This is a genomic window from Saccharothrix sp. HUAS TT1, assembly GCF_040744945.1.
Lineage (GTDB): Bacteria > Actinomycetota > Actinomycetes > Mycobacteriales > Pseudonocardiaceae > Actinosynnema.
In genome coordinates, this window is the sequence record NZ_CP160453.1 from 5,019,988 (window position 1) to 5,043,695 (window position 23,708).

At 73.2% G+C, this 23,708-nt stretch carries 27 protein-coding genes; 20 read left to right on the forward strand and 7 right to left on the reverse strand.

Annotated features, from left to right (window positions below; translation table 11 throughout):
- Window positions 1–68 precede the first annotated feature (68 nt).
- The 16 genes from fabG to AB0F89_RS23325 all read left to right on the forward strand — a co-directional run bounded on the left by fabG (window position 69) and on the right by AB0F89_RS23325 (window position 13,208).
- Window positions 69–809, forward strand: a complete 741-nt coding sequence (gene fabG, locus AB0F89_RS23250) for a 3-oxoacyl-[acyl-carrier-protein] reductase (protein ID WP_367127670.1) — start codon at window positions 69–71, stop codon at window positions 807–809.
- A 26-nt stretch (window positions 810–835) separates the two neighbouring features.
- Window positions 836–1,264, forward strand: a complete 429-nt coding sequence (locus AB0F89_RS23255) for a 3-hydroxyacyl-ACP dehydratase FabZ family protein (RefSeq protein WP_367127671.1) — start codon at window positions 836–838, stop codon at window positions 1,262–1,264.
- Entirely contained in the window at window positions 1,261–1,746 is a 486-nt protein-coding gene (locus tag AB0F89_RS23260) for a 3-hydroxyacyl-ACP dehydratase FabZ family protein (RefSeq protein ID WP_367127672.1), read from the forward strand. The genes AB0F89_RS23255 and AB0F89_RS23260 overlap by 4 nt, the downstream gene beginning before the upstream one ends.
- A 70-nt stretch (window positions 1,747–1,816) precedes the next feature.
- A complete protein-coding gene (locus tag AB0F89_RS23265) occupies window positions 1,817–2,083 on the forward strand; it encodes an acyl carrier protein (RefSeq protein WP_367127673.1) in 267 nt (88 codons plus the stop codon).
- A 2-nt stretch (window positions 2,084–2,085) separates the two neighbouring features.
- Complete coding sequence (locus AB0F89_RS23270) at window positions 2,086–3,294, forward strand: beta-ketoacyl synthase (protein ID WP_367127674.1); 1,209 nt, start codon at window positions 2,086–2,088, stop codon at window positions 3,292–3,294.
- Entirely contained in the window at window positions 3,291–4,412 is a 1,122-nt protein-coding gene (locus AB0F89_RS23275; RefSeq protein ID WP_367127675.1) for a beta-ketoacyl synthase N-terminal-like domain-containing protein, read from the forward strand. Before AB0F89_RS23270 ends, AB0F89_RS23275 begins: the two co-directional genes overlap by 4 nt.
- Complete coding sequence (locus AB0F89_RS23280) at window positions 4,405–5,514, forward strand: beta-ketoacyl synthase N-terminal-like domain-containing protein (protein ID WP_367127676.1); 1,110 nt, start codon at window positions 4,405–4,407, stop codon at window positions 5,512–5,514. The genes AB0F89_RS23275 and AB0F89_RS23280 overlap by 8 nt, the downstream gene beginning before the upstream one ends.
- Entirely contained in the window at window positions 5,511–6,353 is an 843-nt protein-coding gene (locus AB0F89_RS23285; RefSeq protein WP_367127677.1) for a beta-ketoacyl synthase N-terminal-like domain-containing protein, read from the forward strand. The genes AB0F89_RS23280 and AB0F89_RS23285 overlap by 4 nt, the downstream gene beginning before the upstream one ends.
- Window positions 6,350–7,168: an alpha/beta fold hydrolase gene (locus tag AB0F89_RS23290; protein ID WP_367127679.1), complete on the forward strand. Its 819-nt coding sequence runs from the start codon at window positions 6,350–6,352 to the stop codon at window positions 7,166–7,168. Before AB0F89_RS23285 ends, AB0F89_RS23290 begins: the two co-directional genes overlap by 4 nt.
- 11 nt (window positions 7,169–7,179) lie before the next feature.
- Window positions 7,180–8,130, forward strand: a complete 951-nt coding sequence (locus AB0F89_RS23295) for a thioesterase family protein (protein WP_367127680.1) — start codon at window positions 7,180–7,182, stop codon at window positions 8,128–8,130.
- Window positions 8,130–8,846 carry a 2-hydroxychromene-2-carboxylate isomerase gene (locus AB0F89_RS23300; RefSeq protein ID WP_367127681.1) on the forward strand — a complete coding sequence of 239 codons (717 nt, stop codon included), beginning with the start codon at window positions 8,130–8,132 and terminating at the stop codon, window positions 8,844–8,846. Before AB0F89_RS23295 ends, AB0F89_RS23300 begins: the two co-directional genes overlap by 1 nt.
- Window positions 8,847–8,879: 33 nt before the next feature.
- Entirely contained in the window at window positions 8,880–10,307 is a 1,428-nt protein-coding gene (locus tag AB0F89_RS23305) for an acyl-CoA carboxylase subunit beta (RefSeq protein WP_367127682.1), read from the forward strand.
- Window positions 10,308–10,315: 8 nt separating this feature from the next.
- Window positions 10,316–10,765 (forward strand): cobalamin B12-binding domain-containing protein, encoded by a 450-nt coding sequence (locus tag AB0F89_RS23310; protein WP_367127683.1) that lies wholly within the window; start codon window positions 10,316–10,318, stop codon window positions 10,763–10,765.
- The gene (locus AB0F89_RS23315; protein ID WP_367127685.1) at window positions 10,762–12,066 is read left to right on the forward strand and encodes a methylaspartate mutase; all 1,305 of its coding nucleotides are present in this window, start codon (window positions 10,762–10,764) and stop codon (window positions 12,064–12,066) included. The genes AB0F89_RS23310 and AB0F89_RS23315 overlap by 4 nt, the downstream gene beginning before the upstream one ends.
- Complete coding sequence (locus AB0F89_RS23320; RefSeq protein WP_367127686.1) at window positions 12,063–12,614, forward strand: hypothetical protein; 552 nt, start codon at window positions 12,063–12,065, stop codon at window positions 12,612–12,614. Before AB0F89_RS23315 ends, AB0F89_RS23320 begins: the two co-directional genes overlap by 4 nt.
- A 78-nt stretch (window positions 12,615–12,692) precedes the next feature.
- Window positions 12,693–13,208, forward strand: coding sequence for a DUF3995 domain-containing protein (locus AB0F89_RS23325; RefSeq protein WP_367127687.1), 516 nt, complete (start codon window positions 12,693–12,695; stop codon window positions 13,206–13,208).
- 274 nt (window positions 13,209–13,482) lie between these two features.
- Here the strand turns inward: AB0F89_RS23325 and AB0F89_RS23330 are convergent, their stop codons facing one another.
- The 6 genes from AB0F89_RS23330 to AB0F89_RS23355 all read right to left on the reverse strand — a co-directional run bounded on the left by AB0F89_RS23330 (window position 13,483) and on the right by AB0F89_RS23355 (window position 18,396).
- Window positions 13,483–13,770 carry a DUF3040 domain-containing protein gene (locus AB0F89_RS23330; protein WP_367127688.1) on the reverse strand — a complete coding sequence of 96 codons (288 nt, stop codon included), beginning with the start codon at window positions 13,768–13,770 and terminating at the stop codon, window positions 13,483–13,485.
- 179 nt (window positions 13,771–13,949) lie between these two features.
- Window positions 13,950–15,431: a glycoside hydrolase family 130 protein gene (locus AB0F89_RS23335; RefSeq protein ID WP_367127689.1), complete on the reverse strand. Its 1,482-nt coding sequence runs from the start codon at window positions 15,429–15,431 to the stop codon at window positions 13,950–13,952.
- Entirely contained in the window at window positions 15,428–16,438 is a 1,011-nt protein-coding gene (locus AB0F89_RS23340; RefSeq protein ID WP_367127690.1) for a hypothetical protein, read from the reverse strand. The genes AB0F89_RS23335 and AB0F89_RS23340 overlap by 4 nt, the downstream gene beginning before the upstream one ends.
- On the reverse strand, window positions 16,435–17,568 hold the full coding sequence (locus tag AB0F89_RS23345; RefSeq protein ID WP_367127691.1) for a glycosyltransferase: 1,134 nt from the start codon (window positions 17,566–17,568) through the stop codon (window positions 16,435–16,437). The genes AB0F89_RS23340 and AB0F89_RS23345 overlap by 4 nt, the downstream gene beginning before the upstream one ends.
- A 106-nt stretch (window positions 17,569–17,674) precedes the next feature.
- A complete protein-coding gene (locus AB0F89_RS23350) occupies window positions 17,675–17,830 on the reverse strand; it encodes a DUF6307 family protein (RefSeq protein ID WP_367127692.1) in 156 nt (51 codons plus the stop codon).
- Entirely contained in the window at window positions 17,827–18,396 is a 570-nt protein-coding gene (locus tag AB0F89_RS23355; RefSeq protein WP_367127693.1) for a DUF5994 family protein, read from the reverse strand. Before AB0F89_RS23355 ends, AB0F89_RS23350 begins: the two co-directional genes overlap by 4 nt.
- A 652-nt stretch (window positions 18,397–19,048) precedes the next feature.
- Between AB0F89_RS23355 and AB0F89_RS23360 the strand changes: the two genes are divergently transcribed.
- The 3 genes from AB0F89_RS23360 to AB0F89_RS23370 all read left to right on the forward strand — a co-directional run bounded on the left by AB0F89_RS23360 (window position 19,049) and on the right by AB0F89_RS23370 (window position 21,819).
- Window positions 19,049–20,185 (forward strand): N(5)-(carboxyethyl)ornithine synthase, encoded by a 1,137-nt coding sequence (locus tag AB0F89_RS23360; protein WP_367127694.1) that lies wholly within the window; start codon window positions 19,049–19,051, stop codon window positions 20,183–20,185.
- A 280-nt stretch (window positions 20,186–20,465) separates the two neighbouring features.
- On the forward strand, window positions 20,466–21,368 hold the full coding sequence (locus AB0F89_RS23365) for an acyl-CoA desaturase (protein WP_367138981.1): 903 nt from the start codon (window positions 20,466–20,468) through the stop codon (window positions 21,366–21,368).
- Window positions 21,369–21,435: 67 nt separating this feature from the next.
- Window positions 21,436–21,819, forward strand: a complete 384-nt coding sequence (locus AB0F89_RS23370) for an HPF/RaiA family ribosome-associated protein (RefSeq protein WP_367127695.1) — start codon at window positions 21,436–21,438, stop codon at window positions 21,817–21,819.
- A gap of 128 nt (window positions 21,820–21,947) precedes the next feature.
- On the opposite strand, the gene AB0F89_RS23375 is transcribed toward AB0F89_RS23370, so the two are convergent.
- Complete coding sequence (locus AB0F89_RS23375; protein ID WP_367127696.1) at window positions 21,948–22,817, reverse strand: hypothetical protein; 870 nt, start codon at window positions 22,815–22,817, stop codon at window positions 21,948–21,950.
- 324 nt (window positions 22,818–23,141) lie between these two features.
- Between AB0F89_RS23375 and AB0F89_RS23380 the strand changes: the two genes are divergently transcribed.
- Window positions 23,142–23,609, forward strand: a complete 468-nt coding sequence (locus AB0F89_RS23380) for a calcium-binding protein (protein ID WP_367127697.1) — start codon at window positions 23,142–23,144, stop codon at window positions 23,607–23,609.
- The last annotated feature ends 99 nt before the right edge of the window (window positions 23,610–23,708 follow it).

A 23,708-nucleotide genomic window follows, 5' to 3' on the forward strand; every position in this document is an offset into this window, starting at 1 on the left:
ACCACCGGCCACACAGGACCCCGGAGCCCGATCACCCCGACACCCGGTCACGGCGACGGAGAACCCCCATGTCTGTGAAGCGAAGCGCCATCGTCAGCGGTGGTTCGCGCGGCATCGGCCGCGCCACCGCCCTCGCCCTGGCCGAGGACGGGTACGACATCGCGTTCTGCTACCGCGGTGACATCGAGGCCGCGGCGGCCACCGAGGCGGAGCTGAAGGAGCGCGGCGCGGCGGTCTACCACGCGCCGTGCGACGTGGCCGACGCCGACGCCGTCGAGGCGTTCGTCAAGGCCGCCGAGGGCCAGCTCGGCGAGGTCGCCGCGCTGGTGAACTCGGCCGGGATCGTGCGGGACAACCCCATGGTCCTGATGCCGCTGCAGGACTGGAACGCGGTCGTGGACACCAACCTCACCGGCACCTTCAACTTCTGCCGCACGGTGGCGTTCCGGTTCATGAAGCGCCGCGAGGGCGTCATCGTGAACCTGTCGTCGGTGGCCGGGGTGTACGGGCAGGCGAGCCAGACCAACTACTCCGCCGCGAAGGCGGGCATCAACGGGATGAGCAAGGCGCTGGCCAAGGAGCTGGCGCCCTACGGGGTGCGGGTGAACGTGGTCGCGCCCGGCTTCATCGACACCGACATGACCGCCGCGCTGCCGGACAAGGTGCGCGACAAGGCGAAGAAGCTGATCCCGCTGCGCCGCTTCGGCGAGGCGTCCGACGTGGCCGACCTCGTGTCGTTCCTGGTGTCGGACCGGGCCGGGTACATCACCGGCCAGGTCCTCCAGGTCGACGGCGGCATCGTCATCTGACCCGGCGCACCCACCAGGAGCCAGCAGTGAACCGCACGCACGCCGCACCGCTGACCGCGGTGGACCAGGTCGAGCCGACCCCCGGCGGGGTCCGGGCCGAGAAGCGCGTCGTCGCCGACGACCCCTACCTGGCCGGGCACTACCCGGACTTCGCCATCTACCCCGGGGTGTTCACCATCGAGTCGGTGCACCAGGCGGTGCGGGCGATGGTGTCCGCCGAGCGCGGGGACCACGCCCGCGCCGAGATCGCCGCCATCGTCTCGGTCCGGCTCAACGCGCCGCTGCTGCCCGGTGACGCGCTCACCGTGCGCGCCGACCGCGTCCCGTCGCCCGACCAGGACCTCGTGCGGGTCAAGGCCGTGTGCCTGCGGGCGGACGACGTGGTCGCCGCCCGGATGACCCTGGACGTCCGCGTCACCTCCGACGCACCGACCACCGAGAGGGGCCAGGCGTGACCGCCCAGCTGACCCGGCCCCTGATGGGGCACGCCGAGATCAGGCGCGTGCTGCCGCACCGGCACCCGGTGCTGCTGGTCGACCAGGTGCTGGAACTGGTCCCCGGCGAGCGCATCACCGCCACCAAGGCGATCTCCGGCTCGGAGCCCTGCTTCGCGGGCATCGCCGAGGACGCGCCGTCCGCCGCCTACGCCTTCCCCGTGCCGCTGGTCGTGGAGTCGTTCGGCCAGGCGGGCGCGATCCTGTGGCTGGTCGGCACGCCCGACGCCGAGCGCCACCCCGGCACCCTGATCTTCGGCGCGGCCCGCCACGTCGTGGTGCACGACCGCGCGCACCCCGGCGACGTGCTGACCCACACCGTCCGGATCGACTCGGCCAAGGGGCCCAACGCCTTCATGACCGGCGAGGTCCGCGCGGGCGACCGGCTCATCGCCTCGGTCGGCTCCGTGCTGGCCGTGATCCGCGAGCCGGACGCCCTCTAGCACCACCCCCCAAGTCCTCCCCGGCGACCCCGTCGGGCGATGGCGCACACCCACTCCCAGGAGCGACGACATGACCCAGGCACTGACCACCGAGCAGCAGCGGCTCGACGACCTCCGCGAGATCGTCGCCGAGGTGCTGGAGATCGAGCCCGAGGAGGTCACCGAGACCAGCGACTTCGTCGAGGAGCACGACGCGGACTCGCTGCGCGCCATCGAGATCCTGGCCCGCATCGAGAAGCAGTACAAGGTCGACATCCCGCAGAGCGAGCTGCCGAACATGGGCAACCTCCGCGCCGTGTACGACGTGCTCGCGCAGTACGCCGACTGGCAGGACTGACCGTGTCGCGCCGTGTCGTGATCACGGGCCTCGGCCCGGTGTCGAGCGTGGGCATCGGCGCCGAGGACTTCGGCGCCGCCCTGCGCGAGGGCCGCAGCGGCATCTCCCCGATCTCCAGCTTCGACGCCTCGGGCTTCCCCCACCGCATGGCGGGGGAGGTGCCCGACTTCGACCCGGGGACCATGGTGCGCTCGCTGTCCCCGGACGAGTGGGGGCGCACGAGCCTGTTCGCCGCCGCGGCGGGCCGGCTCGCGGTGGAGGACTCCGGCCTCGACCCGGCGGTGCTCGCGCGGTCCCGGGCCGGTTCCAGCATCGGCACCACCAGCGGCGAGTCGCAGGTGGTCGAACAGCTCACCGCCCAGTGGGTCGACGGCGGCCTGTCCTCGCTGCGACCCGACCTCGTCCGGCAGGCCCCGGCGTCGCGGCTGGCGGTCGCCGTCAACCGCGAGCTGGGCCTGACCGGCGAGGCGATGACCCTGTCCACCGCGTGCTCGGCCAGCAACTACGCGCTGGGCTACGCCTACGACCAGATCGCGATGGGCGACGCGGACTACATGATCGCGGGCGGCGCGGACTCGGTGTGCCGCTGGGCGCACGCCGGGTTCTACCGCCTGGGCGCCCTCACCGAGCACGCGTGCAGCCCGTTCGACGCCAACCGGTCGGGCATCCTGACCGGCGAGGGCGGCGCGGCGCTGTTCCTGGAGACCCTGGAGTCGGCCGAGTCCCGCGGCGCGCACGTCTACGCCGAGGTGCTGGGCTACGGCCTCAACTGCGACGCCAACCACATGGTCGCGCCGGACGCGGACAGCATCGCCGAGTGCATGCGCCGCGCCCACCGCAACGCGGGCATCGACGCCTCCCAGGTGGACTACATCTGCGCCCACGGCACGGGGACCCCGGCCAACGACGCGGTCGAGTCCAGGGCGGTGCTGGACGTCTTCGGCGACACCCCGCCGCCGATCAGCTCCATCAAGTCGATGCTGGGCCACACCATGGGCGCGGCCAGCGGCTTCGGCGCCATCGCCTCGGCCCTGGGCATCGACCAGGGCTTCATGCCGCCGACGACCAACCACACCACGCCCGACCCGGACCTGGTGGGCATCGACCCCGTGCCGAACAAGGCCCGGATCGCGCGGCTGGACGTCGTGCAGAACAACGGATTCGCCTTCGGTGGCAACAACGCCATCACGATCCTGGGACGGGTGGCATGAGCACCGCACCGGACACGCTGGCCATCACCGGCTGGGGAGTGCTGACCTCGACCGGGTTCGGCGCCGACGAGTTCGCCGCCGCGGTCCGCGAGGGCCGCTCCGGGCTGGTCGACGTCGAGGGCGCCTTCGACGAGCAGCTGCCGACGTCCAAGGCGTGCGCCCTGGTGGGCTTCCACGCCCGCGACCACCTCGGCCGCAAGGGCACCTCGTTCCTGGACCGCAGCACCTCGCTCGCGCTGATCGGCTGCGAGCTGGCGCTGAACGACACCGGCCTGGTCGTGGACGACGCCAACCGCGACCGCGTCGGCATCGTGCTCGGCACCACCGCGGGCAGCCTGAAGGCGACCAGCGACTACAGCCGCGAGACGCTGGTGCAGGACAAGCCCTACCTGGTCAACCCCATGCTGTTCCCCAACACGGTGATGAACTGCGCGGCCGGCCAGTCGGCGATCTGGCACAAGCTCAAGGGCGTCAACGCCACCGTCGCGGGCGGCCAGCTCGCCGGCCTCAACGCCCTGCGCTACACCAGGAACCTGGTGCGGCGCGGGTACGTGGACGGCGCGCTGGTCGGCGCGGTGGAGGAGTTCAGCCCGCACACCGCGTGGAGCGCGCACCACCTGCACCGGCAGCTCGGCGTGCAGGTGCCGGTCGGCGAGGGCTCGGCGGTGTTCGTCGCGGAGAACCCGGACGTGGCCCGCGCGGCCGGTCGCACCCCCGACGCCGAGGTGCTGGCGGTGGAGATCGGCTACTACGCGCCCACCGGGCAGCTGCCCGACGCGGGCGAGGGCCTGGCGACCACGATCGCCCGCGCCCTGGAGCGGGCCGGTGTCGCGGCGGACGAGGTGTGGGCCGTGGCCACCGGCGAGACCGGCGCGCAACCGCTCGACGAGGTCGAGGCGCGCGGGGTGGCCGCGGTGTTCGGCGGCGCCGCCCGTCGGGTGCGCGTCAAGGAGCTGACCGGCGAGTGCCAGGCGGCCTCGGGCGCCCTCCAGCTGGCCGCGCTGCTGTCCCACCACCGGGACGACCGCGCCCTGGACGGCCGGGTCGGCGTCGTCACCTCGGTGTCGGCGGACGGCGCGGTGGGCGCGGCCGTGGTGCGGGGGTACTCCCGTGCCTAGCACGATCACCGGCGCCGAGATCCGAACCTGCCTCGGCGACACGACCACCACGTTCAAGGCGTTGGCGGAGGGCGTGAGCGGGGTGTCACCGCTGCGCTTCCACGACACCGCCAAGCTCAACGTCACCCACGGCTACCAGATCGACGACGGTGACGAGGAGCGCCCGCGCCGCGCCGCCGGGTGGCTGGCCGAGTGCGTGGCCGCCGCGGCGGCGCAGGCCGGGCTCGACACCGCCGGCCGCCGCGTCACCGCGATCGTCGGCACCGGCCTGCGCGAGCTGCGCTCGGTCGAACGGGCGACCGCGGACGACGTGCCGGTGGCGCCGGAAGAACTGCACTTCGCCGCGGCGGTGCGGGCGGCCCTGCCCGGCGTCGCCGAGGTGATCACGGTGGCCAACGCGTGCTCGGCGTCCGGGCACGCGCTGGCGCTGGCCGAGGACCTGCTGGCCGCCGACGAGGCGGACGCGGTGGTGGTCGCCGGCTGCGACGCCACCGCGGAGAGCATGCTGACCATGATCGGCCGCGTCGCGGACGCCCCGACGACCTCCGTGCGGCCGTTCGACCGGGACCGCACGGGCGTCCTGCTCGGCGAGGGCGCGGCGGCCGTGGTGCTGGAGCGCTCCGGCGACGGCCCCACCGTGCTCGGCGTCGGCCTGTCCTGCGACGCGTTCCACGAGACCGCGCCGGACGTGCGGGGCATCGTCGCGGCCATGCGCGACGCGCACGACCGCGCCGGCGTCACCCCGGACCGGATCGGTCTGGTGCTGGCGCACGGCACCGGCACGGCGCTGAACGACCCGACCGAGGCGGCGGCGCTGACCGAGGTCTTCGGCGCGGCCCGACCGCTGGTCACCGGCGTCAAGGGCGGGATCGGCCACACCTCGGGCGCGGCGGCGCTGATGAGCCTGGTGCTCGCGGCGCGGGCCGTGCGCGAAGGTCTCGTGCCGCCGGTCACCGGTCTGGTCGAGCCGATCGACGAGGCCGCGGGCCTGCGCCTGGTCGTCGGCGAGGCCGAGCCGATCACCGGGCCGACCGTGGTGCAGGTGGACGCGTTCGGCTTCGGCGGCGTCAACGCCGTGTGCGTGCTGGAGGTGACCCCGTGACCGCCGAAGTGCTGGTGACCGCGCAGTCGGTGCACCTGCCCGGACCCGGGGTCGACGACCCGCTGCTCGGCCTGCTGGCCGGCGGTCCGGCGGTGGCGGCCGACCAGGCGCACGCGCTGCTGGGCCGCAAGGGCCTGCTCTACAAGGAGCCGTCCACCCGGCTGGCGCTGTGCGCCGTGCACCGGGCGCTGGGCCTGCCCGACGGCAAGCCGCAGCTCCCCCTGCCGGGCGCGGACCGGACCGGCGTCGTGGTCAGCTCGAACTACGGCAACGTCGCCACCGTCGCCGACATCGTCCGCGAGCAGCGCGCCGGTTCCGGCCACGACGTCAGCCCGCTGCGCAGCCCCAACGCCTCCAGCAACGTCGTGGCCAGCACCATCGCCATCCGGTGGGGCTTCACCGGCCCGAACCTGACGGTGTGCTCGGGCGAGACCTCCGGCCTGGACGCGATCTCCCTCGCCGCGCTGACCGTGCGCGCGGGGCGGGCCGACCGGGTGGTGGTCGTCGGCGTCGAACCCGACGACGACGTCGCCACCGCGCTGGCCGGACCGCTGCGCGCCCTGGCCGCGTGCGTCGTGCTCGAACCCGACCGGGGGCAGGACGGCGTCCGGCTCGGCCGGGTGGCCCGCACCGCCGCGGTCGACGACCTGCTGCTGGACGCGGCGGGCGCCGACGACCTGGTCGGCCCGACCTCGGGCGCGCGCGGCGTGCTCCAGGTGGCGCTGGCCGCGGCCTGGCTGCGGTCCGCCGCGGGCACGGCCGCCGGCGTGGTGTGCGGCGGCGACGCCGACGGCTACGCCGCCGTGCGCCTGACCACCGGGGGAGCGGCGGGCCGATGAGCGCGCGGGACGACTGGCAGCCGATCACCGCCGGGGCGGCGACAGCGTGGCGACGGCCCGGCACGGGTTCGCCCGTGGTCCTCGCGCACGGCCTGGAGGACACCTGGACGGGCTGGCTGCCGCTGGTCGACGGCCTGGCCGGGGACCGCACCTGCTACGCCCTCGACCTGCCGTGGCGGGCGGGCAGCGCGCACGGCTGGTGCCACGACGGCACACCCGGCGCGGTGCTGCGCGACGTGCTCGCCCACCTGCCCGAGGAGCCGACCGCCGTGGTCGCGCACTCCTTCGGCGCCAACGCCGTCCTCGAACTGCTCGCCCACGACGGGCTGCCCGGCGCGGTGAGCGCCGTCGCCCTGCTGGCGCCGTTCTTCCGACCGCCCACCCTGACCGTCGACTGGGAGCTGCACGAGAACGCCCTCGCCGGCGTGCGCCGCGTGATGGCTTCGGGCTTGCGGCTGCGGCTGGGCGACCGGGCCGACCGGCTGGGCGACGACCTGCTCGACGCGATGGCGGGCACCGTGGTCGACCGCATCGGCCCGGTCGGGTTCGGCGCGTTCTTCCGCAGCTTCGTCGCCACCACCGACCTGCCGCTGGCCGCGGTGACCACACCGGTGCTGGTGCTCGTCGGCGAGGACGACGAGTGCCTGCGCGGTGAGCGCGCCACCGCCCTGTCCCGCGCGCTGCCCGCCGCCCGCCTGCGCACCCGGTCCCACTACTCGCACTTCTGCCACGTGGAGCAGGCCGCCGACGTCGCGGCCGAGCTCGACGCGTTCCTCGACCCGTCCCGCCGCACTCCCGTCGGCGCCAGCACCTGAAGGAAGCTCCCATGACCGCGACGCTCGACGCGGGCCCCACCACCTACGTGGGCCGCCCCCGCTACGAAGGCGCGAACATCCGCACCTGGATCGGCTTCAAGCACTTCACCTACCTGCTCGAAGAGGCCGTGCTGCAGCACTTCCGCGACCGCGGGATCGGCCCCGACGCGCTGTACCACCGGCACGGGCTGGGCATCGAGTTCGTGGAGACCTCCATCCAGCTCCCGGCCACCCTGCTGGTGGACGACGAGGTCACCGCGACCGTCGTGCCCGCCAAGGCCAAGCCGGGCCACGGCGCCGCGTTCACCGTGCGGCTGGGCGTCCGGCGCGACGACCGCGACGTCACCGTGCTGACCGGCAAGGTCCGGATCGCCCTGGTGGCGGAGAAGGACGCGCCCGGCCACGAGCCGGTGCCGGTCGAGCTGGTGCCGTTCGTGGTCTCCGAGGTGGCCGAGCTGGAGAGCGCCGCGTCCGTGCGCCGCGACGTCGAGTGCGCCGGCGGGGTCGCCGACGTGCTCACCCCGGCGGGCTCCAACGCCTTCCTGTGGTCCTGGCGCATCCCGTACTTCTACTGCCACTTCTCCCTGCGGTTCCAGCACTCCGGCTACACCCGGGCGCTGGAGGAGGTGGTGGACCGCTTCCTGCACGAGCGCGGCCTGGGCATCGGCAAGCTGCTCGACGAGCGCGGCTGGATCCCCGTCGTGTCGCGCGCCCGCGTGCGGTTGCTGGCCGACGCGCACATGGAGGAGACGCTGCACACCGTCTTCACCGTGGAGGAAATCCTCAAGGACGTCATGTACACCGCGCGCATGGACACCTACGTGCGGCGTGGCGACACCCTGGTGCACACCGCCACCGCGTCCATCGTGCACGGCTACGCGGTCAGCCGCGGTGAGAACGCCGGGTCGCTGGCCGAGTTCGACCCCGAGACCCGCGCCGCCCTGCTGGGCGGTGACCGCTGATGGCCCGCAAGCCACCGCGCCTGTACTTCAACCTGCGCAGCCCGTTCAGCTGGATGTCCCTGCGCCGGCTGGAGGAGCGCCTGCCGCAGGCCCGCGAGATCATCGAGTTCGTCCCCTACTGGGACCCGGACGCGGAGACGGTGCGCGGCCTTGAGGAGCGCGGCGCGGGCTACCACTACGTGCAGATGAGCAAGGCCAAGCACCTGTACATCCTCCAGGACACCAAGCGGCTCACCGCGCGCTTCGGCTACTCCATGACGTGGCCGGTCGACGTCGACCCCTGGTGGGAGCTGCCGCACCTGGGCTGGCTCAAGGCGCGCCACCTCGGTCAGGACCGCGTGTTCTACGACGCGGTGACCGGCGCCCGGTGGGGGCGCGGCGAGAACATCTGCGACGCCGACGTGCTGCGCCGCGTGCTGTCCGACGCGGGCCTCGACCCGGAGCCGCTGGTGACGGCCGCGCACGACCCCGCCATCCGCGCCGAGGGGCTGGACGCCATGGAGCAGGCGTGGAAGGACGACGTCTTCGGCATCCCCTACTTCAAGGTCGGGCGGCACCGCTTCTGGGGCCTGGACCGGGTGGACGACTACCTGGACGCCCTGCTGCCCACGCTCGCCGACCAGCTCGTGCCCGCCGCGGTGCTGGACGACCTGCCCGCACCCGTGCTGGAGCGCGTGGGAGGGCTCGACCACGACACCGCGGGCGGCTGCGGCTGACCGCCCACCCCGACCGCCTACCCAGGAGCGACCATGACCGTGCTCGCGGAACGTCCCACGGAACTGCCCGCCGTCCCACCCGATCCGCGCGATCCGGAGTTCCGGTTGGCGCAGCTGCTCGACCCCGGTTCGATCGTGCCGCTGCGTCCGCGTGACGACAGCGGCATGTTCGCGGTGCGGGGACGCATCGACGGCGCGAGGGTCGTGGCCTACTGCAGTGATGCCACGCGGATGGGTGGCGCGTTGGGGTCACAGGGGTGTGGGCACATCGTGGAGGCGATCGACACCGCGGTGCGTGAGCGCGTCCCGGTGATCGGGGTGTGGCACTCCGGCGGCGCGAGGCTGCCGGAGGGGGTGGAGTCGCTGGACGGCATGGGCCGGATGTTCGCGGCGATGATCCGGGCCTCGGGGCGGGTGCCGCAGGTCTCGGTCGTGGTCGGCCCCGCCGCCGCCGGCGGCGGCGCGTACGGGCCGGCGTTGACCGACGTGGTCGTGATGGCCCCGGCCGGGAAGGTGTTCGTGACCGGGCCGGACGTGGTGCGGTCGGTGACCGGCGAGCGGATCGACATGGACGGTCTGGGCGGGGCGGAGGCGCACGGGCGCAGGTCCGGTGTGGTGCACGTGGTGGCCGAGGACGAGCCCGACGCCTACCTGCGGGCGCGGCGGATCACCGGGCTGTTCGCCCGGCCGGGGGTGTTCGACCTGCAGTCGGTGCCCGACGGGGAGGACCTGCGGGCGTTGCTGCCGGACCGGCCGCGGCGGGCCTACGACGTCAAGCCGCTGGTGCGGGCGATCCTGGACGAGGACTCGTTGGAGGAGTTGCAGGCGCGGTGGGCGCCCAACGTCGTGGTCGGCCTGGGCCGGTTGGGCGGGCGCGCGGTGGGGGTGATCGCGAACAACCCGATCCGCAAGGGCGGCTGCCTGGACTCGTTGTCGGCGGAGAAGGCGGCGCGGTTCGTGCGGATGTGCGACGCGTTCGGGGTGCCGTTGCTGGTGCTGGTGGACGTGCCGGGGTATCTGCCCGGGGTGGGGCAGGAGTGGGACGGGGTGGTGCGGCGGGGCGCGAAGCTGCTGCACGCCTTCGGCGAGGCCGTCGTGCCGCGGGTGACGCTGGTGACGCGCAAGTCCTACGGCGGGGCCTACATCGCGATGAACTCGCGGTCGCTGGGCGCCACGGCGGTGTTCGCGTGGCCGGAGGCGGAGGTGGCCGTGATGGGTGCGGGGGCCGCGGTGGGCATCCTGCACCGCAGGAAGCTCGCGGCCGTGCCCGACGAGGAGCGCGAGGCGCTGCACGCCGAGTTGGTGCGGGAGCACGAGCGGATCGCCGGCGGCGTGGACCGGGCGATCGCGATCGGCGTCGTGGACGAGGTCGTCGACCCCACCCGAACCCGCCGGGCACTGGCCCGGGCCCTCGCCGCGGCCCCCGCCGGCCGCGGCGCGCACGGCAACATCCCGCTGTAGGAGGAGCGATGCTCGACCGCTTTGGTGGACGGCGCGTGCTGCTGAGCAGCGTGTCCTCCGACTCGCACACCTGGAACCTGGTGTTCCTCCAGCTGCTGCTGGAGGAGCAGGGGCACGAGGTGGTCAACCTGGGCGCGTGCGCGCCCGACGACCTGGTCCTGGCGCACTGCCTCGCGGACGCGCCGGACCTGCTCGTCATCAGCACCGTCAACGGCCACGGCCACGCCGACGGCAAGCGCCTGATCGCCAAGTTGCGCGCGGAACCGGCGCTGCGCGGCCTGCCCGCCGTCATCGGCGGCAAGCTCGGCGTGGCGGGCGCCGCCGACCTGGACCGCGTCGCCGACCTGGTCGACGCCGGGTTCGACGCGGTCTTCGCGGAGGGCTCCGACCTGGGCGCGTTCACCCACTTCGTCACCGCCGCCGGTGAGCGGCGGGCACTGGAAGGCGCTGCCACGTGACCGGTTTCGCCGCGTTCGTCCGGGACGCGCACGCCGCCGGGCACCTCGTCGTCCAACCCCGGATGGGTTTCGGCGACGCGGAGCGGATGCGCGCCGGCCTGGTCGCCACCCGCCGGGCCCGCGCCACGGCCGTCGGCACGATCACCCTCGACAGCTACACCCGGATCGGCGACTACCAGGCGCTGAGGGTGGCGGAGGCCCGGGGCACGCCCCTCAACGGGTACCCGCTCGTCACCACCGACCCGACCACCACGGCGCACGTGCTGTCCGACGCGGTGGCGCACGGCTTCCCCGTCCAGGTCCGGCACGGCTCCCCGCTGCCCGGCGACATCGTCACCGCCCTGGTCCGCCTCGGCCTGGACGCCACCGAGGGCGGCCCGGTGTCCTACTGCCTGCCGTACGGGAGGTCGCCGCTGCGCGACTCCGTCACCGGCTGGCGGCGCGCCGTCGAGGCGTTCGCCGCCGCGCCGGGCGAACCGCACCTGGAGAGCTTCGGCGGCTGCATGATGGGCCAGCTGTGCCCGCCCAGCCTGCTCGTGGCGCTCACCGTGCTGGAGGGCCTGTTCTTCCGCGCGCACGGCATCCGCAGCCTGTCGCTGAGCTTCACCCAGCAGACCAACGCCGAGCAGGACGCCGAAGCGCTGCGCGCCCTGCACCGGCTGGCCGCGGACCTGCTGCCCGACGTCGACCACCACGTGGTGCTCTACGCCTACATGGGCGTCCACCCGCGAACCGAAGCGGGCTCCCTGGCGTTGCTCGCCGACGCCACCCGGCTGGCCGTGCGCGGCTCGGCGGCGCGGCTGATCGTGAAGACGCCGGCCGAGGCGCACCGCATCCCGAGGATCGCCGAGAACGTGGCGTCCCTGGAGCACGCCGCCGCCACCGCCCGCGCCACCTCCCGCACCGGTCCGCCGATCGCGGACACCGGGATCGAGGCCCAGGCGCGCACGCTCGTCGCGGCCGTGCTCGACCTGCACCCGGACGTGGGCGAGGCGCTGGCGCGCGCGTTCGAGACCGGTGTGCTGGACGTGCCCTACTGCCTGCACCCGGACAACGCCAACCGCTCCCGCGCCCACGTGGACGGCGCCGGGTGGCTGCGCTGGTCGTCGGTGGGCGCGATGCCGCTGATCCCCGACGGCCCGCCCACCGCGGTCACCAGCAGCACCCTGCTGACCGCCCTGCACCACGTCGAGCAGCGCTACGACCGCGTGGCCCTGACCGCCGCCCCCGCACCCGCGGTGGAGCGGCGCCACGACCGCCTGGCCCTGACCGCCGCCCCCGCCCCGGCGGCCGAGCGATGACCCACCTGATCGACACCGTGCTGCCCGCCTGGGAGCACCGCGAGCACCACGCCCGCCGCGTCGCCGCCCCGCCCGAGCGGGTCTGGGCGGCGCTGGTCGACCTGCGGGTGTCCGACCTGCCCCTGACCATGGCCCTGGTCCGCCTGCGCGGCGGCCCGGTGGCCTGGTTGCGCGGCGTGCAGGCGCCGCCGGACACCCGCGCGCTCACCTCGTTCGCCCCGAAACCGGTGCTCGACGACCCGCCGCACGAGATCGTCCTCGCCGACGTGGCCCGCTACACCAGGCTCGCACCGGGCCGGCCGGACCTGCCGCGCGGCGACGGCGCGGCGTTCACCGCGTTCGACGAGCCCGGCTGGACCAAGGTCGTGATGAACTTCCGCCTCGACCCGGACGGGGAGCACGGCACGCTGCTGTCCACCGAGACCCGCGTGCACAGCACCGACGCCACCACCCGCCTCGCGTTCCGCCCGTACTGGCTGCTGGTCCGCTTCGGCAGCGGCCTCATCCGGCGCGACCTGCTCGCCGCCACCGCGCGCACCGCGGTGTGACCTGATCCACCCGGTTTGACGCGGCAGGTCGAACGTCGATACGACTGTACGGACGAGATCAACGGAACGGAGACGACCATGACGCGCACCGCCGCGCCCATTCGACGCGGCCGGTGGCTGGGGTGGGCGGTGTTCGTCGTCGGATCTCTCTACGCCGCGGTCAGCGCCTACTGGGCGATCGGCGGCACCGCCGGTCTGGACACCCTCGGCGGCACGCTCGCCGAACTGGCCCGCGCCCGCGACCCGCGGCTCATCGCCGTCGTGTGGGTCACGGTCGTGCTCAAGCTGGTCGGAGCCCTGCTGGGGCCCGCCCTGGTCGAGCCGTGGGGCCGCCGCGTGCCGCGCTGGATGCTGCTCACCGCGTCCTGGACCGCCACGGTCGTCCTGGTCCTCTACGGCGGTGTCCTGACCGTCGCGCAGGCCCTGATCGCGCTCGGCGTGCTGCCGCGGGCGGGGTCCTACGACGCGCTGGCGTTCTACTGGCACCTGTTCGTCTGGGACCCCTGGTTCCTGCTGTGGGGGCTGCTGCTGGGTGTGGCCACGCTGCGCTTCACCCGGCGGGGGGCAGCCCGGAGGGGCGCGGGGCAAGCCTGACACCGCGATTTGCCGCTTTGGGCAATTCCATTGTCCGGCGCGCGCGAACTTCGCACCATGGTTTTCATGTCCCTCACCGCATTCGCCGCACTCGCCACCCCCACCGCCCCGAACCAGGAGGGCGACCTCACCGACTGGCCCTGGATCGTCTGGATCGGCTGACTGCGCGCCCGTCGCGCGACTCCCAGAACCCCTCGCCGTCCGTTCGACGATCCCCCGACTCGCCCGGTCCGCCTTCCACGGACCGGGCGAACCCCTTTCCCGAGCCGCCCTCTCAGGGCCGTCGTTCGCGCCAGGCCCGCGCCGCCACCCTGACGGGGAGCGCGGCGGTGACGACAGCGCCGAGCGCGATCAGCAGCGGCGACGACAGGGCCGTCCCGACCACGATGCCCAGCAGACCGAGCACGTAGGTCCCGACCAGGACCGCGCCGAGCAGCACCCTCCTGGGAACCCGCAACACCGCCCGCCCGCGGGTGAGCCGCGCCGCGAAGCGGGGGTCGTCATCGGCCAACTGCTGCTGGATCTGCGCCAACGCGCGCTGCTCGTGCTCCCTCAGCCCCATCGTCGCAATCACCTCCGCGTCGTCGCGTCCTGGTCGGCTTGGCTGCACCAGTGTCACCGGTGATGCGACTGTCCTGCTACCGCACGGTTGCTCTGACCGCTCCGACCGGGTGAGGCGACGCCGCGGTCGCGGTGTCGGCGGAAGGGGAGCCCGGCTGTGCCGGGAAGCGCGCCGGCTCGTCAGCGGGACTCGGCTCGGCACCCGGTCAAGGCGGCCACCAGGCCGCGCAGGGACGTGGTCGCCAGCCCGATGGTCGAGTCGCTCGCGCCGTAGGGGATCACCAGCGTGTCGCCGTGCGGCAGGCCGCCGCAGGAGTAGACGACGTTGGGCACGTAGCCGTCGCGCTCGTCGGCGGCGGGCAGCAGCAGCGGTTCGGGCAGGGTCGCCAGCACCCGTTCGGGGTGGTCCAGGTCGAGCAGCATCGCGCCCATCGAGTAGACCCGCATCGGGCCGACCCCGTGGGTCAGCACGAGCCAGCCCTCGGGGGTCTCGATCGGCGAGCCGCAGTTGCCGACCTGGACGAGGTCCCAGTCCTTGCCGGGCGTCTCCACGGGCCGCGGCTCGTTCCACTTCGCGATGTCGTCCGAACTCACCACGGCCGTGCTCTCCCCGTCGCCGCGCGACAGCGCGACGAACCGGCCCCCGATCTTCCTGGGGAACAGCGCCACACCCTTGTTGCGCGCGGCCGAACCGGTCATCTGCGTGACCCGGAAGGTGCGGAAGTCATCGGTCTGCAACAGCTGCGGCGCGACACCGGCGCCGTCGAACGCCGTGTAGGTGGCGTAATAGGTCTGGCCACCACCGTCGTCGGTGAAGCGCACGAACCTGGCGTCCTCCATCCCCTGGCGCTCGGACGGACCGGTCGGCCAGAGCAGCCGGCCGCTGACGACGGTGTCGCCGGGGAACTCCGAGGTGTAGTTGCACGCGGCGATCCACCGGATCAGCTCGACGGTCCGGTGCGCCTCCTGGCGAGCGACGAGCCGCGGGTGCAGGTCGGCCAGCACCACGTCCAGTTCGGCGTCGGTGAACCGCGCGGGCAGCCACCGGTTCAGCACGGCGGAGACCTCGTCGTCGTGGCCGAGCTCGGCGAGCTTGCCCAGGAAGAGGGCTTTCTCGTGCACCGAGTCCCTGCGCAGTCCCGTGGTGGTGACATCCGGGGGTGGCTCGACGGTGATCGCGCCCCCGGGTCCGACCACGCCGGTCCGGAAGCCGATCGACGACAGGTGGCCCTCGCCGATCCCGCGGACGCTCAGCACGAACCTCAAGTGCCCCGGCGCCAACCCGTCCTGGTCCGGGTGCGCGACCATGGAGGGGTTGCACAGCGCGGCGCCCTCGACGGCGTACTCGTGCGTGAAGTACGCGCCGATGAGCAGTCGGCGGGACTCGGACAGCTCGACGCCCGCCGGGAAGCGGTGGCTGACGCTCGCGAAGTGGTCGGCGAAGGTCGCCCGGACGTCGCGGTGCCGATCCTCGAACAGGCGGACCGTGCGGGTCAGCGCCGCGGACACGGTCTCCTCGTCCAAGGCCATCACGCGCCGGATCACGGCCGCGGACCGCGACTCGTGCTCGGGCCGCTCCTCTCCCGGGACGAACAGCTTGGTGATGACCCGGCGGGAATCCGGTCGAAGTCGCAGCGAGGTGCGGGTGACCAGGGCGTTCACCCGGCGCTCCCCACCAGGGTGCGGCCGTGTTGCAGCGTGGAGATCAGCGCCAAGGTCGACTCGGCGCCCTGGTTGCCGTTGCGCCCACCGGGCACCAGCGCGTCGTGACCGCCGCCGGTCTCCGGGTCGTGCAGGGGCACGCGGACGTCGTTGTCGCCGTCGAACCACGCGACCGCGCGGCGGACACCGGTGAGCCACGCCCGGTCACCGGTCACCCGGTGCGCACGGGCGCAGGCGTCGGCGAGCGCCGCGACCTCGATGGGTTGCTGGTCGAACGCCGGACGGGGTTCGCCGACGCGCCAACCGCGGGTCGGGGTCGGCGAGATGTGGCCGTCGCGCGACTCGACGGTCAGCAGCCAGTCCAGCAGCCGCAGCCCGTTGTCGCGGATCGTGCGGTCCCCGAGGAGGTGACCCGCGGCGATCAGGGCCTCGGGCAGCACGGCGTTGGCGTAGAAGAGCCGGTGTTCGGGCCACGGCCAGTCCGGCACGTCGGAGGGCTCGCCGACGTACGAGGCGATGTCACCGAGCAGCTTGGCAGCGGGGGAGTGGTCGGGGTGGGCGCCGAGCACTTCGGCGGCGCCGAGCGCGGCGAAGGCCATCGAGCGCACCGACGGCGGCCGGTGGTGGGCACTCGCCTCGAAACGGGCCAGGGCGGCCGTGCGGATCCAGGGCACCGGGCACCGGGCAGCCGCGGTGCCCAGCCCCCACAGCGCACGTCCCCACCAGTCGCCGCACCCCGGTTCGTCCTGCCACCCGCGGTCGGGGCCGAGCCGGTTGTGGAAGCGCCCGTCATCGGTCTGCGCGTGCGCGGTGAAGGCGAGGTAGCGCTCCACCAGGACGACCAGGTCGGCCGGCAGCTCCGGCTCGCGGCACAGGACGACCAGGCCGCGCGCGACGTCGTCCAGGCAGTAGCCGTGCTCCCTGCGGGGCAGCGGCCCGTCGGCGTGCTCGTGCAGACCCGTGTCGTCGCTGAGCCGGAGCAGGTGGGCGAAGCTCGGGCCGGTCACGTGGTCACGACGACGCGGGCGGCGAGCAGGTCATCCGCCAGGCCCCGGTACCGGTTCGCGACCGCGGTCCAGCTCAGCGCGGGGGCGAGGCTCGCCGAGCGGTGGCTCATCCCGGCCGCGAGTCCCGGTTCGGTCAGCACCCGCCGCAGCGCCGCGGCGATGGCGGCCGGGTCGCGGTGGGGCACCAGCAGCCCGGCCCCGTCCGCCAGCAGCTCGACGGCGTGCGGGAACTCGGTCGCGACCACCGGTTTGCGAGCGGCCAGGGCTTCGACCAGGACGCCGGAGGTGACCTGCTCGGACGAGTCGTAGGGGAGCAGGACGACGTCGGCGCGGCCGACCAGCTCCGCCAGCGAGTCCACCTCGCGGTAGGTCGGGTCGAACTCGACCAGGTCCGCGACGCCGCACGCGATGGCGCGGTTGCGCAGGTTCCTGCGGTAGTCCTCGCCCTCGTGCGCCAGCACCTTGGGGTGGGTCTGGCCGGCCACCAGGTAACGCGGCTTCAGGTCGCGCAGCGCACCCAGCGCGGAGATGGCCCACTCGACGCCCTTGCCTCGCCCCAGCAGACCCCAGGTGAGGATCAACGGCCTGTCGGTGGACGGTGGGCGAGCGGGTGGCTCGACGGGAAGCGCGCCGTGCGGGATCACGGCGACCTCGTCGGGCCGCTCGACGGCGTAGCCGTCCACGAGTCGGCGGCGCGCGGCCTCGGACATGGTCACCACGGCGTCGGCGTGCCCGACGACCTCGTCCAGCACCTGGCGCTGGCCGGGCGTGGGCGCCGTGAGCACCGTGTGCAGCACGACGATCACAGGCACCCTCAGCCGGGCGAGCACGCCGAGCACGTCCTCGCCGTCACGACCGGCGTAGATCCCGTACTCGTGCTGGACCACGACCACGTCGCAGCCGTTGAGCGCTTCGGCGGCGGTCTCGACCGCGCCGGGAGCCATCTGGTGCGCCACCGCGGTCCCTTCCGCGACCGCGGGTTCGTGGTCCGCTTCGGAGAGGACGCGGACCACCCGTCCCTCGCTGCCCGGCGTCACCGCGGTCAGGTGGTGCAGCAGGGCGGCGGTGAACGTGGCCAGTCCGCACTGCGTGGGCGGGTACGTGCTCAGGAAACCGTAGGTGCGGGACATCCAAGCCTTCCGGGTGGGTGGAGCGTGGTTCGGCGCCGCACGACGGGATCACGTCGTGCGGCGCCGGTCAGGGGGAGGACTGCCGCGGAGGTCCGTCAGCGGACCGTCAGCGCAGGTTCTCCGGGATGCGGTCCAGCGCGTGCAGGACGTGCACGGCGAGGTCCCGCGCGTCCTTCCGGCTGAGCTCGGAGTGCGCTGACAGCGCTTCCCGCACCAGTTCGATCCTGCGCTCGTACAAGGACAGGTAGGTCGGTGTCGTCATGAGGTGCGCCTGTTCGTCTGCTCGGGGACCCGGCCGCCGTCCGCTTCCCAGCTCAGGAGTGCGATGTGGGCCAGGTCGGTCGCGTGCCGTGCCGGTGCGGTCGTGCTGACGCCCGCGGTGAGCAGGTCGTCCGCGGTCTGGGCGTTGTCGCGATCCGCCGCGAGCGCCATGGCCCGGTGCGCGGCGGCCGGATCGGTGTCCGATGGCACGACGAGCAGCGTGAGGCGGTGCCCGTCCGCCGCGACCAGGTCCACGGTGTGCGCGGGTCGTGAGTTGAACCCGTCGAGCCGGACCTGGCGGCTGTCGGCGGTGACGCTGCGGGGCGCGGAGCTCCACTCGGAGAGGTTGTAGCTCACCCGCAGGACGTCGCCCAGCCGGACCGCCGGCACCGCGAGCAACGCGGGGAGTTCGGTGACGAGGTCCCGGGAACGCGGCCACCAAGCGCCGTCGACGTGCCCCGTGGTGGTGAGCGCCTTCGGCCGCAGCCGCAGTCGCCGGGGGTGCGGAGGCCGCTCGGTGACCGCGGTGGCCGGCGGGACGATGAGGAGGTGGGGTGCCGACGTCATGCCGGACTCCCGTCTCCGGCCGGGAAAAGGCCGGTTTCGATTTTCACCGAGTACGACATGGGCTTGACCGCCCGTGTGCGGGATGTCCTCGACAACTGGATCCTACACCCATTCGGTCATGATCGACCGGAATTTTGCCGAGTGTTTTCCGACGTGGCCGTTCGCGGTCGACGAAATATCCGAAAAAACACCGGACGTTCCGGTCCGGCGTCACGGCGGCCGGCGCGCGACCATCGGACCCGGTCGCGCGCCGACCTCGTTTCAGCAGGTCGGTCGGAGTGGAGGACGCCGAGATCGCCCGGCGGAACTCATCGCGGACCGCGTTGTGCGGCGGAAGCGCCATGCCCGACAAGTGCGAGCGCACCCGCAAGACGCGTGTAGCATTGAAGTGGAAGCGGCAGCTGCCGCGGAAATCCGATCCGGGGGGGTCGGCATTCCGCATCGGGCGGTTCGCGATTTGATCGGATGCGCCTCCAGTGCGGCCCTGGGCGGGTCGGCGACGCGGAGCCCGCGCTGGACGTGGTTCGACCCGACGGCGCCCGTCGTGCCTGCGGCGCTCCGGCCGACCGGCTCCGGTCGCGACCGAGTTCCGGTCGAACCGCTGTCGGGTATCCCGTGAGCGCGGTCGCCACCACCGACGAACAGGACGCACATGGATCAGCTCAGCCTCGGGGTCATCGCGACCTCCCGCAAGGAGAACGAACTCCGGCTTCCCCTCCACCCGCTGCACCTGCACCGGATCGACGCGGACCTCCGGGATCGCATCTACCTCGAACACGGCTACGGAGAACGCTTCGGCGTCTCCGACGGGCAACTCGCCACCTCCGTCGCGGGACTGCGCTCGCGCGAGCGGATCATCGCCGAGTGCGACGTCGTCCTGCTGCTCAAGCCGCTCGCCGAGGACGTCGCGCAGCTGCGGGAGGGGCAGGTGCTGTGGGGGTGGCCGCACTGCGTCCAGGACGAGGGGATCACCCAGCTGGCCGTCGAGCGCCGGCTGACCCTCATCGCCTTCGAAGCGATGAACCACTGGAACGCCGACGGCTCGTTCGGGCTGCACGTGTTCCACAAGAACAACGAGCTCGCCGGTTACTGCTCGGTGCTGCACGCCTTGCAGCGGGTCGGCTCGACCGGCGACTACGGCCGTCGGCTGCGCGCCGTCGTGATCGGTTTCGGCGCGACCGCGCGGGGCGCCGTGACCGCCCTCAACGCCCACGGAGTGCACGACGTCGACGTGCTCACCAACAGGGGGGTCGCGGAGGTCGGCTCGCCGATCCACTCCGCGCGGATCATCCACTTCGGCCACGACGACGCCGATCCGCGGCGCAGCCAGGTCTCCACGGACGCGGGCCCCGTCCCACTGGCGGAGTTCCTCGCGGAGCACGACGTCATCGTCAACTGCGTGCTCCAAGACCCCGACGCGCCGCTGATGTTCCTCGTCGACGACGACCTGCCCGCCCTGGCGCCGGGAACCCTCATCGTCGACGTTTCCTGCGACGCGGGCATGGGCTTCGAGTGGGCGCGCCCCACCTCGTTCGCGCAACCGGACTTCGAGGTGGGCGACCACGTGCGCTACTACGGCGTGGACCACAGCCCGTCCTACCTGTGGAACTCGGCGACCTGGGAGATCAGCGAAGCGCTGCTCCCGCACCTGCGCCCGCTCCTCGCCGGCGACTGGGACTCCAACGAGGTCATCCGGCGTGCGGTCGAGATCCGCGGGGGGACCATCCTGAACCCCGGTGTCCTGTCGTTCCAGCACCGTTCGCCGGAGTACCCGCACGCCCGCGTCTGAGCCGTCGACCGCCGACACCGCGCCGCCTTCCCGAACCCGCGGCAGGGCATGCCGCCCCCGACGCGCGGCACCGGCCTCGTCACGCCGGTTTCGCCCTCCCGCGCGCGGGGTACCCGACCGGCGCGACGCTCGACGGGGTTGCCCGCCGCACGGCACCCACCGAACCCCACACCGATCGCCCCGGACCCCGGCGACGGAAAACTCATTCCGTCCCGGAGGTACGAACGTGAGCACGAAAGTCCAACCAGACGTCCCCCGAGCCGCTGCCGCGCCGCAGCCCATGCTGGCCGGTGAGAAGTCGTCGACCGAGATGTTCCTGGTCAAGTTGTTCGCCGTGATCCCGGCGCTGGCGCTCGCCGCGGCGGTTCCGCTGGCGTGGGGCTGGGGTCTCGGCTGGGTCGACATCGGTCTCGCCGCCTTCTTCTACACCCTCACCTGCCTCGGGGTGACCATCGGGTTCCACCGCTACTTCACCCACGGCGCGTTCAGGGCCACCCGTGCGCTGAGGATCACGCTCGCGGTGGTCGGCAGCATGGCCATGCAGGGCCCGGTCATCGGTTGGGTCGCCGACCACCGCCGGCACCACGCCTACGCCGACCGCGAGGGCGACCCGCACTCCCCGTGGGTCTTCGGGACGTCGGCGGGTGCGCTGGCCAAGGGTTTCTGGCACGCCCACATGGGCTGGCTGTTCCAGCGGGAGCTGACGAACGCCGCCCGCTTCGCCCCCGACCTGCTCGCCGACGAGGACATCCAGCGCGTCAACCGCTGGTTCCCCGCGCTGACCGTCGTGACGCTGCTCGCGCCCGGGCTCGCCGGCGGGCTCATCACGTGGAGCTGGTGGGGCGCGCTGACCGGGTTCTTCTGGGCCGGCCTGGTGCGCGTCGCGGTGCTGCACCACGTCACGTGGTCGGTGAACTCGATCTGCCACATGATCGGCGACCGGCCCTTCACCTCGCGCGACAAGTCCGCCAACTTCTGGCCGCTGGCGATCCTGTCGATGGGCGAGTCCTGGCACAACTCCCACCACGCCGACCCCACCTGCGCCCGCCACGGCGTGCGACGCGGCCAGATCGACATCTCCGCGCGGCTGATCCGGGTCTTCGAGGTGTTCGGGTGGGCCACCAACGTCCGCTGGCAGCGGCCGGAGCGGCTGACCCGGATGCTCAAGGCCACCGCCTCCTGACACCCCCGGCGGTCCCGGCAGGACCGGTTCCGCCAACCGATCCCGACCTGCAGAGGATGGACAGCGCATGCATGACGCCCCCGGAGGCAGAGCGGTCATCTTCCAGCGACTTCGGCTCGAAACCGGTTTCCTCGCCTCCGAGCACGACTGGGTCTCGGGACACCTGGCCGCCCTCGGCTCGCGGTTGCGGTCGTTCCGAGCCGACCAGGTCGACCTGGCGATCAGCCTGAAGGACCGCCAGGGCGTCGAGCAGCGGGTCGCCCTGGAGTGCTGGATCAACCGGAGACCTCGCCTGCACCTCGTCGCCACGTCCTCGAAGCGCGACCTGCCCGCGGCGCTGAGCGAGGTCCGCGACGAGTTGATCCGACAGGTCGACGAGGCCAAGACGCGCACCGAACCGCGCGACAACCGCACGCTGAGGTCGGTGCCCGCACTGCCCGAGAACGACTAGGCGACGCCGCGAACGGCCCGGTCACGGGCAAGGCCCCCTTCGGTCACATCCGAAGGGGGCCTTGCCGTTCACGCGCTGCCGTCAGGCGGTGGTCGGGGAGAACCGGTGTGGCGTCTTGGGCGGGGTGGTCAGCCGGTGCAGTTGGGGACGGCGGGGGTGCTGCCGACGCAGTTGTTGGCGGTGTTGGCGGTGATGGGGGAGTTGGTGGTGGTCATGGTGCCGCCTTGGCGGTGGACGCCGCCGGAGTTGCCGAGGGTGAGCAGGGCGTGGTTGTCGGTGATGGCGGTTCGGGTGAGGGTGGTGGCGGTGGAGTTGATCGCGGAGATGCCGCCGCCGCGGCCGGCGCTGTTGCCGGTGATGAACAGCGGGCTGCCGGTGACGCCGGTGACGGTCAGGGTGCCGCGCAGGCCGTTGTGGATGCCGCCGCCGTTGCCCAGCAGGGTGGTGTTGCCGGTGACGGGGCTGTTGGTGAAGGTCGCGGCGGGCGCGGTGCCGGTGGGGGTGTCGGCGTTGGCCAGGCCGCCGCCGTTGCCGGTGGCGGTGTTGCCGGTGAGGGTGCTGCCGGTGAGGGTGACGGCGCCGCGGTTGAGGATGCCGCCGCCGTGGCCGAGCACGTTGCCGCGGGTGAACGCGATCCCGGTGGTGAGGGTGAGGCTGCCGGTGGGGCCGACCTCGGCGATGCGGAACAGGCCCAGGCCCAGCGGTGAGGCGTTGGTGACGGTGGCGGGGCCGACCATCTCGATCGGGGTGGTGATGACGGGCAGGGCGTTGGACGGGCCGCCGTGGCCGGTGGTCATGCGGTAGGTGCAGCCGCCGGCCAGGGCGAGGGTGTCCGAGGTGGGGGTGGAGTTGGCCAGGTTCACCGCCGCGACCAGGGCGTTCTCGCTGCACGCCACGGGAATGGTGATGGCCTGCGCCGCCGGCGCGAGGGCGATCAGGCTCCCGGTCACGGCGGTGGCGCCTAACAGGGCTTGGACGGTGGTGCGGATGTGTCGCATGAGGACTTCGTTTCCTGGAACAGGATTGGGGGCGACCTGCGCGGGTGTCGGCGTCGAGGCCGGCGTGGTTCGCGTGGCTGGTGCTGTTCACCAGTGAGAAGGACCCCGGATCGCGATGCGCCTCCGCAGACGCTGCGGGGTGCTTCGCCACCGGGGTCCGGGATGACTGTTCCAACATAGCCGCTTCGGCGGATCGGCCGATACCCAAGTCGCCCGAACGGCCGCGTGCTCTCGTCTTTTCGTCGGTGGGGCGTCACGCGGCGGTGACGCCTGACGGGCCACGCTGTGGTGGCCGGAACTCCCGGAGGCGAAACGGAGGACACAGTGCGAACTCGACAGCTCTACCCGGTCCTGGCCGCGGGCATCATGGTCATGGGCGGTCTGGTCGGCGCCGGCAGCGCCTCGGCGGCGGTCCCGTGCACCATCGGCCCCAACGTGACCCAGAACGACACCACGGTGTTCGGTTCCGGTGGGAACGACACGATCGACTGCACCAGCGCCAACCCCGGCAAGACGGTCCACGGCAACGGCGGCAACGACACCATCACCGGCACCGCCCACACCGACACGATCCACGGCGGGGCCGGCGACGACACGCTCACCGGCCAGGTGGGGGACGACTTCCTCCACGGTGACGTCGGCACGGACACGCTGAACGGCTCCGCGGGCAACGACACGCTCAGCGGCCCCGGCGCCGACCTCGCCCAGGACACCCTCAACGGCGGCGACAACACCGACTCCTGCGGGCCCGTCGGCGTTCCCCCGGACCTCCGCAGCAGCTGCGAGTCCTGACACCCGGCACCACCGGGATGACCCACGAACACGGCGACCCGCCGACGACCCGGCCCCGGAAGGGGACCGGGTCGCTCCTCGTGCCGTCCGAGAACTCCG